This is a genomic window from Bacillus paramycoides, assembly GCF_001884235.1.
Taxonomy (GTDB): domain Bacteria; phylum Bacillota; class Bacilli; order Bacillales; family Bacillaceae_G; genus Bacillus_A; species Bacillus_A paramycoides.
Genome location: NZ_MAOI01000071.1, coordinates 1 through 14,598, shown reverse-complemented (window position 1 = coordinate 14,598; position 14,598 = coordinate 1). Strand labels below are relative to the sequence as shown.

The 14,598-nt window shown below is 36.1% G+C and carries 13 protein-coding genes, 1 pseudogene and 1 riboswitch; of the genes and pseudogenes, 2 read left to right on the top strand and 12 right to left on the bottom strand.

The annotated features are described in order from the left end of the window. Nucleotides 1-55 precede the first annotated feature (55 nt). From BAU28_RS14485 to BAU28_RS14425, 12 genes and pseudogenes are all read right to left on the bottom strand, one after another. Nucleotides 56-1,141, bottom strand: coding sequence for a BMP family lipoprotein (locus BAU28_RS14485; RefSeq protein ID WP_071718918.1), 1,086 nt, complete (start codon nucleotides 1,139-1,141; stop codon nucleotides 56-58). 89 nt (nucleotides 1,142-1,230) lie between these two features. Next, nucleotides 1,231-1,956: a GntR family transcriptional regulator gene (locus BAU28_RS14480; protein ID WP_002173068.1), complete on the bottom strand. Its 726-nt coding sequence runs from the start codon at nucleotides 1,954-1,956 to the stop codon at nucleotides 1,231-1,233. Between the two features lie 233 nt (nucleotides 1,957-2,189). Then, nucleotides 2,190-2,291, bottom strand: a riboswitch (purine riboswitch). Between the two features lie 203 nt (nucleotides 2,292-2,494). After that, complete coding sequence (locus BAU28_RS14470; RefSeq protein ID WP_071718916.1) at nucleotides 2,495-4,888, bottom strand: DNA translocase FtsK; 2,394 nt, start codon at nucleotides 4,886-4,888, stop codon at nucleotides 2,495-2,497. Nucleotides 4,889-5,101: 213 nt separating this feature from the next. Next, nucleotides 5,102-5,305: a YlzJ-like family protein gene (locus BAU28_RS14465; RefSeq protein ID WP_002173070.1), complete on the bottom strand. Its 204-nt coding sequence runs from the start codon at nucleotides 5,303-5,305 to the stop codon at nucleotides 5,102-5,104. Beyond that, the gene (gene tepA, locus BAU28_RS14460; protein WP_025148358.1) at nucleotides 5,302-6,039 is read right to left on the bottom strand and encodes a translocation-enhancing protein TepA; all 738 of its coding nucleotides are present in this window, start codon (nucleotides 6,037-6,039) and stop codon (nucleotides 5,302-5,304) included. The genes BAU28_RS14465 and tepA overlap by 4 nt, the downstream gene beginning before the upstream one ends. 102 nt (nucleotides 6,040-6,141) lie before the next feature. Further along, a complete protein-coding gene (locus BAU28_RS14455; RefSeq protein ID WP_071718915.1) occupies nucleotides 6,142-7,812 on the bottom strand; it encodes a ribonuclease J in 1,671 nt (556 codons plus the stop codon). Nucleotides 7,813-8,391: 579 nt separating this feature from the next. Further along, nucleotides 8,392-9,270: a 4-hydroxy-tetrahydrodipicolinate synthase gene (dapA, locus tag BAU28_RS14450; RefSeq protein WP_071718914.1), complete on the bottom strand. Its 879-nt coding sequence runs from the start codon at nucleotides 9,268-9,270 to the stop codon at nucleotides 8,392-8,394. An 11-nt stretch (nucleotides 9,271-9,281) separates the two neighbouring features. Next, the gene (dapG, locus tag BAU28_RS14445) at nucleotides 9,282-10,514 is read right to left on the bottom strand and encodes an aspartate kinase (RefSeq protein ID WP_071718913.1); all 1,233 of its coding nucleotides are present in this window, start codon (nucleotides 10,512-10,514) and stop codon (nucleotides 9,282-9,284) included. A 23-nt stretch (nucleotides 10,515-10,537) separates the two neighbouring features. Next, nucleotides 10,538-11,584, bottom strand: a complete 1,047-nt coding sequence (gene asd, locus BAU28_RS14440) for an aspartate-semialdehyde dehydrogenase (RefSeq protein ID WP_002173075.1) — start codon at nucleotides 11,582-11,584, stop codon at nucleotides 10,538-10,540. Between the two features lie 149 nt (nucleotides 11,585-11,733). Next, nucleotides 11,734-11,928, bottom strand: a pseudogene (spoVFB, locus tag BAU28_RS14435) (dipicolinate synthase subunit B); the annotation flags it as partial. Nucleotides 11,929-11,991: 63 nt separating this feature from the next. After that, complete coding sequence (locus BAU28_RS14430; protein WP_071718912.1) at nucleotides 11,992-12,309, bottom strand: hypothetical protein; 318 nt, start codon at nucleotides 12,307-12,309, stop codon at nucleotides 11,992-11,994. Between the two features lie 162 nt (nucleotides 12,310-12,471). Then, nucleotides 12,472-12,810, bottom strand: coding sequence for a hypothetical protein (locus BAU28_RS14425; RefSeq protein ID WP_244158116.1), 339 nt, complete (start codon nucleotides 12,808-12,810; stop codon nucleotides 12,472-12,474). Nucleotides 12,811-13,129: 319 nt separating this feature from the next. Here BAU28_RS14425 and BAU28_RS14415 point away from each other — a divergent pair, with 319 nt between their 5' ends. Both BAU28_RS14415 and BAU28_RS14410 read left to right on the top strand, forming a co-directional pair. Next, nucleotides 13,130-13,630, top strand: coding sequence for a YxiF family protein (locus BAU28_RS14415; protein ID WP_071718958.1), 501 nt, complete (start codon nucleotides 13,130-13,132; stop codon nucleotides 13,628-13,630). A 144-nt stretch (nucleotides 13,631-13,774) separates the two neighbouring features. Next, on the top strand, nucleotides 13,775-14,598 hold an 824-nt coding region (locus BAU28_RS14410), incomplete at its 3' end, for a WXG100 family type VII secretion target (RefSeq protein ID WP_131801205.1).

The following is a 14,598-nucleotide window of genomic DNA, read 5'->3' as shown; positions in this document are numbered from 1 at the left end:
ATTTTATATATACAAAGGTTAGTTCTAAGAACTAACCTTTGCTATTTCTCTATTATTATTTCTTTAGAGAAGCTTCGTATGTTTTATATTCATCATCAGTCGCAGGTACTTTAATTTCGCCAGCAGTGATTTTCTTCTCAAACTCTTCTACTTTTGTTAAAATTTCTGGGTTTACTTTTTTCACATTGTCAGTTGTTTTCGCAATACCGACACCCTCATCTTTTAAGCCAAACTCTTCTATTTTACCGCCTTTTAACTTACCATCTTTCGCTTCTTGCGCCACTTTTGCAACCGCAATATCAACACGTTTTACCATTGAAGTTAAAGTTACGTTTTCAGGCATACCTTCTTGGTTTTGGTCACGGTCAACACCGATTACCCAAACGTTTTCACCTTTTTTCTTACGATTTTTTGCTTCTGTGAATACACCGTTACCAGTTGCACCTGAAGCATGGTAAATTACGTCAACCCCTTGACCGTACATTGCTGATGCTAATACAGATCCTTTTTCTGGTTTATCAAATGCATCTGCATATTGCGCTACAATCTCGATGTTTGGATTTACTGCTTTCGCTCCAGCTTTAAAACCCGATTCGAACTTTGTGATTAACGGGCTCTTTACACCACCAACAAAACCAACTTTATTTGATTTCGTTGTCATTGCTGCTACAACCCCAACTAGGAATGAACCTTCATGATCTTTAAATGTAATACTTGTTACATTTGGCTTATCCACAACTGTATCTACAATTGCAAATTGTTCTTTCGGATACTGTTCAGCTACCTTTATTACAGATTTTTCCATTAGGTATCCGATACCAAATGTTGTGTTATAATTGTCTTTCGCAAATTTCGTTAAATTCGGGATATAGTCTGCATCTTTACTTGATTGAAGATAACGGTATCCTTCATTTTTCTTTAAATTATTGTCTTTACCAAATTTCGTTAAACCTTCCCAAGCTGATTGGTTGAATGATTTATCATCAACGCCCCCAACATCTGTAACCATACCAACTTTGAACTCTTTATCACCTTTTTTGTCGCTACCTGCTTTATCTGCTTTATCCGAATTACCACATGCACCTAACACTGTACTTGCTGCTAACGTTAACGATAATAAAAGACCTGCTTTTTTCTTCATACTAGAAACCCCTCCTGAAATGATATGTCTATTTTTTATACGCTGCTGTCCCTTACTTCTTGCTGTCACCTCCCTAAAAAGGAACTTACCTACATACGTTTTCTTAATACGTGGAAGCTAAACTTGTCAGCTCTAAAGTAATTAATAGAATATAAGATTGGCTCATCATTTTGATCATAGTGCATTTGTTTTAAAACTAGCAATGCTGTCTCAGGTTCACATTCTAAAATCGGTGAAATTTTCGGATGATAACCTATTGGCTCAATGTGAGCAACTGCGTATGTGATTCGCTTGTGCGTGTTATTATGTATGACTGTAAGCAGCGATTCCTCATTGTATCCCGATAAATCTGGTAATATCTCTTTTGCCAGTTTATCAATGCAATATACAACTGGTTCCCCATCCGCTGTACGAACACGCTCAATCATTACTGCGCTAAAACCATCTTCACAATTGAATTTCTCTTTTTCTTCTTCTGTTAAAGTTGTTGTAGATGATGATAAAAAGATTGTTCCTGGTGTTTTCCCCACACTAGAAATCATATCTGTAATACTAGAAAGTTGCTCTATTCCAGAAGAAAATAGCGGCTTTGCATTTACAAATGTCCCTACACCATGTCTACGAATAACAACATTTTCTTCTTCTAAAATACGCAGTGCTTCCCTTAAAGTTGCCCTACTTACACCTAGTTCTTTCGCTAGATCAAACTCTGAAGGTAACTTTTGTTTTTCTTTGTAAGCCCCATCTTTAATTTTTTCTTTAATGTGATCAATCACCCGCAAATATAGGTGACGACTATCGGATTTTACTGACATAAGACTCCCCCGCATTTCAATTATTCGACCTCTGATGTAAGACTTCTTTTCTCTTTTTTCAACTTACAACATAGTATAAATTACTACATACTAAAAATAAGCATAATTGTCGAACAAATATTAATAATTTTTCAAGATGAAATTTTCACTCTTTATTCCATAAAAAAAACTTTGCACCATAAACATTCCTCATATCGAGAAAAAGTTCGGCACAAAGATCCCTTACATCCTTTGTTACACACTTTTCCCCTCATAGTCTAGCAATTCATGGTTGCCAGGTAGAAACTTATGGACCTTATCTCCAAGATTATATGAGGCAGTGATTCTTTTCGAAGTAATCTTACCACTTGCTCCCATATGTGTCAACATAATTCAACACTTTTCTACATTAAATATCGAACGTTTTAAAAAACAAAACGAAAAGCATTCGTATTCTAAAGAGCACCTCGTAATGTAAGCCCTTTCTTCATTGTTGACTATAGTATATAACAAAAACAGTATATGAAAAAGCCTAATTGTAAAAACAATTAGGCTTTTTTTAAGAACTTTTTTCTTGTACATCTTTAATGAGTACTTCTCTCGGTTTACTACCTTCGTAAGGACCTACTACACCATTCATTTCCATTGCATCAATTAAGCGAGCTGCTCGTGTATATCCTACTCTAAATCTACGTTGCAACATAGAAACAGATGCTGTTTGCATTTCTACTACAAGCTGAACCGCTTCATCGTATAATTCATCTTCTACTTCCTGTCTTGTTTCAGGAACATCTTGTGGAATCATATCCTCTTGATATTGCGCTTTTTGTTGTGCAACAACATATTCTACGACTCTCTCAACTTCATCATCAGATAAAAATGCCCCTTGTACACGAACAGGTTTCGATGCACCAATTGGTATGAACAACATATCTCCACGACCTAGCAATTTCTCAGCACCACCACCATCAAGAATCGTTCGAGAATCTGTTTGGGAAGATACAGCAAATGCAATACGTGATGGAATATTCGCCTTAATAACACCCGTAATAACGTCAACTGACGGACGTTGTGTCGCAATAATTAAATGAATACCAGCAGCACGTGCCATTTGTGCTAAACGCATAATTGCATCTTCTACATCAGAAGAAGCAACCATCATTAAATCAGCTAACTCGTCCACAATTACTACAATATATGGCAATTCAGGTTGTTTCGCTTCTGATTGGCTATTATGTTCTTTAATATGATCGTTATATCCTTCAATATTACGCGTTCCACTATGCGCGAACAATTCATAGCGACGCTCCATTTCACTCACAACTTTTTTCAACGCCTGTGACGCTTTTTTCGGATCAGTTACAACTGGTGTTAATAAGTGCGGAACCCCGTTATATACATTTAACTCTACCATTTTCGGGTCAATCATCATTAATTTTACTTCATGCGGTTTCGCACGCATTAAAATACTAACGATAATTCCATTAATACATACACTCTTTCCGCTACCAGTTGCACCAGCCACTAGTAAATGAGGCATTTTATTCAAACGTGCCAACACAGCTTCACCGGTAATATCACGTCCAAGACCGATTAATAACTTCTCTTCTGGATGGTTATTCGCCTTTGAATCTAGAACTTCTCTAAGCGTTACCATAGAAACTTCTGAATTCGGAACCTCAATCCCTACAGCCGATTTCCCGGGAATAGGTGCTTCAATACGAATATCTTTCGCAGCTAAAGCAAGTGCTAAATCATCACTTAAACTAACAATTTTACTTACCTTTACTCCCATATCAGGGTACACTTCATACTTCGTAACTGCAGGACCTCTATGTACTTTTGTTACTTTCGCTTTCACACCAAAACTTTGGAATGTACGTTCCAATTTACGAGCATTCTCATAAATTTCCGCATTTTCATTTGTAAGTTGTTTATTCTTTGGAAATTTCAATATATCAAGAGCAGGAAGCTTATAATCTTTATTTTCCACATTAGAAAATTGCATAGGTGGCGCTTTCGTTTCACTTTCTAGCGATTCAACGATTTTTTCTCCTCGTTTCTTTTGCGATTGCTCTACTGGCGTAGGCGGAACTGCTTCTTCAATAAACGGAGATGTAATTGAATCATTTTCGTTCTCTTCTTCAATACGCTTTTCCGTCTCTTCACTTATTGGATAATTCTCAGTAAAGTTCGAAATAATTGGTGGTCCAATTTCTATTTCTTCTACCGGCTCAATAGCTTCTTCTTGTTCGGCAACACGTTCACGGCGCGTGCTTCTTGTTGTTTTTTTCTTTTCAGTTTGCTCGGCGACCCTTTTAGATCTCCAATCTTTATAATCCCCTTGCATCACTTGAAATTGACTTCTAAGTATTCTTCCTACTGGAGCAAGCACTTCTCCAATATGCTTATTTGTTATACAAAGTATTCCGAGGATAACTAAAATAATTCCAATGATATATGCTCCTACTTCATCAAATAAGAAGTAGCATGTTGCAAACATAAGCGCACCAAACATACCACCGCCTAAATGAACGCTATCTGGACCCTTTTTCATTTCAAGAAAGAAGTTATCTTTTGTACTAACAATAACAGATGTATTTTGCACCGCTCCATCTTTTGTAAGAAGATTAAATAATGTAATATGACTAAACATTAATATCGCTAATACAATTAAATAAACACCAATTAGCCGTTTATTTAAAAGGTTCGGCCACCCACGCTTTATGACGAACGCAACTGATAAAGCTATTACACCTAACACACCAATTATGTACCACTCACCAAAGAAGAAGCGAAAAAACAACACAAACGATTTCCCTACAACACCTAGCTGTAAAATCGTAATAATCGAAAGTGCAAAAAGAGTCAAACCGACGATTTCATAATACAAAGTTGGCTTTATCGTACGTCTTGCCTTTGCCTTCGTCCCTCTTTGCTTTTGTTTTGCCATTTCTTCACCTCATGTTCTAAAATTAAGTACAACTTCCTTATAAAAAAGCTCTACTTATATGTCTTTCTCTCTATTTTTCAGGTCTTTATATCTTCTATTTTTACACTTCTTGTAAAATGTTAAATAAACAGAAGAAAGCAGCCTACTCATGGCTGCTCAACCGTCTTGTTTTTTATATTATACCATAGCTTCTAAACAAAATCCTTCTTTTTACTAAAAGGTTATTTTCTGCCCAGGCTCAAATTCTAAGTAGTGAGATGGATTCGTACTTAACACCCGTACAATAGAATAACATTGATGATCCTCTTCAGAGACCATTAATTCTACACCGTTTATATTTACAACTTTTTGGCTTTCGCACTGTGAATAATCGGCCGGATATACAAGTTGTTCTGGCATAATTGTATATAAGATCATTGTAGCATTGTCCCTTCTGTATGATCGTCCATGCGCGCATCAATTAATTCGTTTAATTTTCGAAGTGCACTCCCAATACCACCGACATCATCTATAAGACCATACTTCACTGCATCTCCACCAATTACATTTGTCCCAATATCTCGTGTCAAATTCCCTTTCGCAAACATAAGTTCTTTAAAGCGATCTTCTGTTACTTTCGAATGCTTTGTCACAAATCGAATGACTCTTTCTTGCATTTTATCCAAATACTCAAATGTTTGCGGCACACCTATAACAAGACCTGTTAAACGAATTGGATGAATTGTCATCGTAGCTGTTTCGGCAATAAATGAATAGTCAGTCGAGACAGCAATCGGTACACCAATTGAATGCCCTCCTCCTAAAACAAGAGATACAGTTGGTTTCGAAAGTGAAGCCACCATTTCAGAAATTGCTAGCCCAGCTTCAACGTCACCTCCAACTGTATTTAATATTAAGAGCAAGCCTTCAATTTTCGGATTTTGTTCAATCGCGACAATTTGCGGAATGATGTGCTCATATTTTGTTGTTTTATTTTGCGGCGGCAACTGAACATGACCTTCCACCTGTCCAACGATTGTTAAACAATGAATACGTGCTTCATTCATTTGCGGTACATTCGTTTGTCCAAGCTGTTGAATTTTCTCCACTATAGAAGCTTCTTTCGGCTCAGCTTCCTTTTCTTCATTTGTATAACGATCACGTTCTGTCATATCGCATCCCCTTTCACTCGTATATAACTATTATTTCTTAAGTTATAAATTTCATTCGATAGGGTTAAAAAAGAAAAAGATCACCTGTAAAGGTGACCTTCTTTATACTTCCATAATAATCGGTAAAATCATTGGCTTTCTCTTCGTTTCTTCGTACAAGAACTGCCCTAATAATTCACGAATATTTTGTTTCAACATAGACCATTCAATTGTATACTCTTTAATTGATTGTTCAACAATCATACGTACAATATCTGTAGATCGTTCGATTAATGCTTCTGATTCACGAACGTATACGAAACCACGTGAAATAATTTCTGGACCAGAGATGATTTTCTTTTCATCTTTACCAAGTGTCACAACGACAACTAAAATTCCATCTTGAGATAACATCTTTCTATCTCGAAGAACAATGTTACCAACGTCACCCACACCTAATCCATCAATTAAAACATTGCCAGCTTGCACTTTACCGACTAAGTTTGCTTCGTCGTCGCCAAAAGCAATTACATCACCTTTTTCTACGATAAAGATATTCTCTCTCGCAATACCTACATCTTCCGCTAAATATGCATGTGCTTTTTGCATACGGAACTCACCATGTACGGGTACAAAATACTTCGGCTTCATTAAGTTTAACATCAGTTTTAATTCTTCTTGGCTACCGTGACCTGAAACGTGAACTTTTCTTTCACCGTAGTAAACAACTTCAGCTCCAGCTCTAAATAACAAATCAATGATTTTCGATACAGATATTTCATTTCCTGGAATTGGAGAAGCTGCAATAATAACCGTATCACCTTTACGAATTGAAATTTGTTTATGAGCTTGCTTTGCCATTCTAGAAAGGGCTGCCATCGGCTCACCTTGACTACCTGTCGTTAAAATAGCTACCTTTTTCTCCGGGAAATTGTCTACTTCTTGTAATGAAATAATCATACCTTCAGGAACATCTAAATAACCAAGACGTCTTGCAATGTCTACCACTTTTACCATGCTACGTCCTACTACCGCTACTTTTCGTCCTGTTTCGGCAGCTGCATCAAATACTTGTTGGATGCGATGTACATTCGATGCAAATGAAGCAACAATAAGGCGACCTTCTGCACTATAGAACACTTTTGAAATCTCTATACCAACTTCTTTTTCCGAACCAGTATAGCCAGGACGTTCAGCATTTGTACTATCAGATAATAAGCACAGTACGCCTTCATTTCCGATTTGAGCCATTTTCCCAAGATCCGCTCCACTATTTCCGATTGGAGTTTGATCAAATTTAAAATCTCCTGTATACACTACAGCACCTTTTGATGTATGGAAACAAACACCAACAGAATCCGGAATACTATGTGTCGTTCCAAAGAATGACACATTTGTTGAATTAAACTCAACAGTTGAATTCGAGTCAATTGTTTTTAAATCTACACGGCCTAACATTCCTGCTTCGCCAAGCTTTTCTTGTATAAGTCCTACCGTTAATTTCGTCGCATATACTGGAATAGATAATTTACGAAGTACATAAACAATTCCACCGATATGATCTTCATGACCGTGAGTTATAAATAGTCCTTTTACTCGCTCTTGATTTTCTACTAAATATGTAATATCAGGAATAACAATATCAATCCCAAACATTTCATCTCCCGGGAACATCAATCCTGCATCTACAATAAAGATTTCAGAATCAATTTCAACACAGTACATGTTTTTTCCGATTTCACCTACTCCGCCAAGAGCAAATACTTTAACAGACTCATTCTCTTTTCTCTTCATGTTGTTGCCTGGTTTAAAAATCTTGCAAACACTGATTTCACTAAAATTGCAGAGACACCAGGGGAAACTCTACAACCACCATATATTCACCGTCCAAGACGAATGTCCTTACCGTTATGCGATATCATGTCCTTGTTTATTTTTTAAACCAGGTTTCACCTCTCTTTCATTATATAAATCAAATATCTTATTCGATATGATATGAAAATTTCATTAAATCATAATTTTTCCCAATTTTGCTAAGCATACCCGTACTAAGCTACTTAGCCATATTATACCTGATACAAGAAATAGAACACAAGTTAAATTATGCGAAAGACTAGAGAAGAAGCTAAAGTGAGGTTGTAATTTACGAGGAAATTTTTCATATCGTACCCACTATTTTTCCTACTTAGATAGGAGTTTAATGGAAAAATATACATGTAAGTTCTTTACATAAACATGAAGCGATTTTTACTAAAACATCTTATCTCTGTAAGCAGTTTCTAACCAATATTATGCCATCCCCTGCTGATTTTTACCACTCACATATATTTAATCAAAATAAAAATGACCTAGTTTTTCACTAGGCCATTTTTATTAACGAGGAATAGATTGCATTACAGATTGTAACGTTACTCTTTCTTCTTCTGTTAATGGAAGAAGCGGCAAACGTACCGAACCTACATCTAATCCAACCATTTGTAATGCTGTTTTTACTGGTGTTGGGCTTGGCGCCATAAATAGTGCATCCGTTACTTTTACTAGTAATTGATGTAATTTCTGCGCTTTTTTGAACTCTCCAGCTTGGAATGCAGCAATCATTTCTTGCATTTCATTCCCGATAACATGAGATGCTACAGAAACAATACCTTTTGCTCCAATTGCCATAGCTGGTAACGTTAAACCATCATCACCGCTGTATACCGCAAAGTCGTCCGCTGTTTTTTCAATGATTTCTGTCATTGTTAACACATCGCCGCCTGCATCTTTAATCGCAACAATGTTTTCTATTTCTGATAAACGAACAACTGTATCAACGGAGATTTGTACAATAGATCGTCCCGGAACATTATATAGCATAACCGGAAGCGGAGTGCTTTCAGCGATTATTTTAAAATGCTGATACATCCCTTCTTGACTCGGTTTGTTATAATACGGCGCCACTAGCATAACTGCATCGACACCAACTTCTGTTGCCTTTTTAGTTAAATCAACCGAAGCATGTGTATTATTGCTACCTGTTCCAGCGATTACGGGCACCCTTTTATCGACAACAGATACGACATGGCGATATAACGCTACTTTTTCTTCTGAAGTTAATGTAGGAGATTCACCTGTCGTTCCTCCTACCACGATTGCTGTTGTACCGTTATCAATTAAATAATTTACCAATTTCGTTGTCTTTGCAAAATCGATATTACCGTTTATATCAAACGGTGTTACCATCGCGGTTGCAATTGTCCCAAAATCTATCATGGTCTCACTCCTTATTGTTCCAGTTGCTTTTCTTTTGAAAGCTCAAACGCACTATGTAATGCATTTACAGCCTCCACTAAATCGATTTCTTTTACAAGAACCCAAATCGTTGTATGACTATCTGCCGATTGCAAAATTTGAATACCTTTTTCCGCTAAAGCTGTAACAATTTTCGCAGTAACCCCTGGGTATCCTGCCATTCCAGCTCCAACAATAGATACTTTCGCACAATGTTCTGTCACAATTGGCTCATATCCAAGTTGTTTTAAGACTTCAACAGCACGAGCTGATACACTATCATTTACTGTATAAGCTACGCCAGTAGGAGAAATGTTAATTAAGTCAACACTAATGCCTTCGTTTGCCATCTCTTTAAACACTTGTTGTTGCAAATCATATGCAGTTTCTTTTGCAAGTACTTTAATTTGCGTTACGCTTGATACGTGAGCAATACCTGTAACAGGACGTTCTTCTACATCCTGCCCTTTTGTAGCACCATCGTATGCCGCAATAAGAGTACCTTCACTATCAGAATACGTAGAGCGTACACGAAGTGGTACTTTTGCATGCATCGCAATTTCAACCGCACGCGGATGAACAACTTTCGCACCTTGGTAAGCCATGTTACAAATCTCGTTATACGTTACAGTTTGAAGATGACGTGCATCTTTAACGATACGAGGATCCGCAGTCATAACACCTTCTACATCTGTGAAGATATCAATATATTCAGCATGAAGCGCAACACCTAATGCTGAAGCTGAAGTATCACTACCTCCGCGTCCAAGTGTTGTCGTATCTCCATTTTTCGTTTGACCTTGGAATCCAGTAACGACAATAACATCTACATTTTGTAACTCTTCATGTATACGATCGCAATTCATTTCAACTATTTTCGCATTAGTAAAATCCGCATTCGTTACAAAACCAGCTTGTGCACCATTTAGCGCTGCTGCTTTTATGCCATTCTCATTTAACATATTAGAGAAAACAATTGCTGAGATTAATTCTCCACATGATAATAATAAATCTTGCTCACGTTTAGAAATATTAGATTCCTCTTGATTTACAAGACTTAATAACGTATCAGTTGCATACGGTTCACCTTTACGGCCCATTGCTGATACGACAGTAACTACTTTATAACCAGCAGCTAACGATTTTTTTATATGGTGAAGCGCATGCTTACGCCCATTGTCATCACGTACTGATGTACCACCAAATTTTTGAACAATAATTTTCATATTTTGCACCTTCTCTTAGCCGTTTACACTAATTGTAATTTTACTAAGCGCTCTGCGATTTGAACAGAATTCCATGCAGCGCCTTTTAATAAGTTATCAGATACGACCCAAAGATGGAACCCTTTATCATTATTTAAATCTTTACGGATTCTTCCAACGAATACTTCGTTTTTACCTACTGCAGTAGCAGGCATTGGATATAACTGCTCTGCTGGATTATCTTGCAGTACAATACCTTCTGCATTTGCAAGTAAGTTTTTCATTTCTTCTACTGTTACGCCTTCTTTATCCACTTCAATGTACACAGACTCAGAATGACCTGATACAACTGGTAAACGTACACATGTCGCAGCTACTTCTAATTCAGGCATATGCATAATTTTTTTCGTTTCATTAATCATTTTCATTTCTTCAAATGTAAATCCATTATCTTGGAATTTATCAATCTGTGGAATAGCGTTAAAAGCGATTTGGAAATGCTTTTCGTCACCTGATACAGGTAAAACATTCGCCTTTACTTCTTCTCCATTTAAGATTGCTTGTGATTGTTCATGAAGTTCTTCAATAGCTGCCGCACCAGCACCCGATACAGCTTGGTATGTGGAAACGATTACTCGTGTTAAACCATATTGCTGACGAACTGGCTCAAGAGCTACTACCATTTGAATTGTAGAACAGTTTGGATTTGCAATAATACCATTATGTTCTTTTAAATCATTTTCATTTACTTCAGGTACAACAAGTGGCACGTTTTCTGTCATACGGAATGCACTTGTATTATCAACAACAATTGCACCGCGCTTTGCTGCTTCAGGCGCTAATTGTTTCGATACAGATCCTCCAGCACTAAATAGTGCAATATCTACTCCTTCAAAACTTTCAGGAGTTGCCTCTTGAACTGTAAATTCTTCGCCTTTAAATACAAGTTTCTTACCTGCAGATCGTTTAGATGAAAGTAACGTTAACTTCCCAATTGGAAATTCTCGTTTCTCTAAAGTATTTAACATTTGTTCACCAACTGCGCCGGTTGCTCCAACTACAGCGACATGAAAAGTTTTTTGCTTTTCCATCACTATGCCCCTTTCTAGATACCAATCCTTCTATAACTTAGAATTAGAAGGAGCTACGATGCCCCTTCTAATCTTAATAACGTTAATTTTATCATATTCTACAGTAAGAATGATGGTTTCATCAAAAATTGTCCGTTTTTTTTCGTTTTTTAATTCATATATCTGAATTTTTCTACAACAACAGGTTGCAATTGCTTTCCTTGTAACGCCTCTAATACTGTATCTTCAAGTAACTCCATACGAGCTACCATTGAGTTCGGTTTTTTCTCTGGTGCATCTTGGCCGAACGGGACGAAGTATATGTTTTTTGTGGCCATTAGGCGCATGAGGTTGACACCAACAAGATGACGACAAAAAAAGAAATATTTTTTATTTACTTCTATTATATACGTACAACGTTAGAACGTTTAATAACTAAGACTTGTAACTTTATAATCATTTTTATAGTCTACGCTTGCAGACACCTCTTTCTTTTTATCTTCAGATACATAACCGTCAACATCAATCCAGCTTCCAGAGATATCGTTAGAAAATTCCACTCTTGTCACTACGATATCTAAATTCTTCCTTTCCTTAAAGTATTCAATAGCTGCTTTCGATGCTTTTTCTTTTATCTCTTTCTCTTCTTTTTCACTATAGGGGTGTGTAGCTTTATAAATTTGATAAATAGTGCACGAACCTAAACCTAAAACCACTAATAATGTTATTAAAAGGATTTTTTTCATTTCTTACCACCTCTATTTTTCATTCGGTTTTGAAGCTTGGACATCCTTGTTTAGGTGGCTATCTGAAATCACATAGGTTTCTTTTTTTCATAGAAACAGATCAAGGTGATTTCTTTTTACTGTCTGCTATAAGGGGAGTGTATTAAATCTAGGTATCTTTTTTTATGGTGAGGAAAGTTCTCTTACTTCGTAATCATTGGTAGAAGATACCTTAACAGAAAAACCCTTATTTTTATCATTAGAGATGTATCCATCAACAAAAACCTTTAAACCTCCCATTTCACCTGAAAATTCAGCATTTGTTATAGTAACATCAACATTTTTTTCTTTCTTAAAATATTCAATTGTAGCCTTTTTAGCTTTATCTTTAGTTTCTTGTTGTTCTTGAGACGACATCGTCCATACGGGATCCAGTGCATCTATGAATTTTATAACTGTACAAGAGACCATACCAATAAGAATAATTCCGATAATCATTATAATTTTCAGTGATTTTTTCATTGAGTTCCCTCTTCCTTTGTTATTATACTTATATTAACAAATAAATAAAATTATTGAACGTTACAAAGCAGCCGTAACCGTTTTGGAAACTAAAGAAATTTCTTCACTGTTTAGATTAGATTTCAAGATTTTTGGTGGAGTTAGAGCATATCTCGACTCTTGCAGTGATTATAATAATCCTATATTAGGTGAAATGTATAAGTTAGAACAATCTCTTCAGAATATATTAAACAATAATGAATAATATTAGACCGTCCTCAAAAAAGGATCAGGATATGTAGGAGGACAAACTGATAGAACCTTAAGGGTGGGAAAAATTTTGAGTAATATGAATAAAAGCCGAATCGAAATTCTAAAAATGAAAGTAAAAAGAAACGCTAGTAGAAAAGAACTTTTAGACGAACTTTCTAATATTGTTACGATTTCTATGGACTCATTTATGGATGCAGAATCTAATGATTTATTTTGTAAAGAATTATTTAATACGCTAGAACAAAATTCAAACATAAAAAATTTTGGTAGCACTGATTATAAAGAAAATGGAAGACTATCAATAGCATTGTTAAAAGAAACAACTAAAACTATTAAATTTCCAGTTAATCAAGGGAGACTCTTTTTCTCTAAGGGTGGTAAATTTGAAGCAGTTAAGCTGAATATTGCTGAAGTATTTGATAATTTAGAAGAGTTATCAACCATATCAAGGTTTCTAACTGGGTATGCGGATTTTGTATTAGTTGGTGATGATTTAGAATTCGGCGTATGTATAGAGAGAACTGAATATCATTATGAATTCAGTATGTGGGGAATAACGAAAATCTAAATTATGAAAATAATCAAAACCACCTTTTTGATAGGTGGTTTTGTCTACTATTTCACATATACATAGGCTACATTTATCCCCATATTAGATATTTACATTTTTTTCTTTTCACCTCATAATTTTAATTGGGAAAGGAGGAAGAAAATGGTTCAAATTAAGGTAACACCCGAAATGCTAGAAGAAGTTGCAAAACGGGCAAGTGATACGAAATATGTGCTAGAATCGATACATAAAGATTTATGTAATCAAATTGATTATTTATGTTATCAATGGATAGGTGCTTCTAATCAAAATTTCGTACAAATGTTCAATGATGCAAGACCAAAAGCATTTACCTCTATCAATGCAATTGCAAATGTAGAAGAAGAATTAAAACGAATTGCTGAGAAATTCCGTACCGCAGATGCTTCATATGACGGAAGTATTGTTAATGGAAACTTATCTGATGATAATGTCGAAGAAGAGTCAATAGATGGTGGGGTATCTGAAAAATCTATACTAGAAAAAATTTGGGACGGTATATACGTTGGTTCTGGGCAATTCGTTGGAGGTGTAGTAGAAGGATTCAAATCACTAGACGATACAGTAACAAAAGAAAACATTAAGTATGCTATAGGCCATCCCCTAGAGACAGCCTCTACTGCGTGGAATACTTTTTCGGATTCATTTATGAATGATGTTTGGCATGGTGATGCAGAGAGTCGTACAAGATGGGGAACAAATATTTTTATGGAACTTGGGTTAGGCGGAGTTGGGGGTAAAGGAATAAGCAAAGTCACTACACTCGAAAAGGGTGCGAGTGTAGCAAAATTCTCAGAAGGTATTTCGCATTTTACAAATAATTTACCATTGAAAGACCGATTTGCATTCGCAGGTGCGAGTGGCTTTGGAAGCACTCAGATAAAAACTTTTGAAGCTTTACAAGAAGCCCGTGATACATTTATGTTTTCCAAAACTGGTGGAAGAAG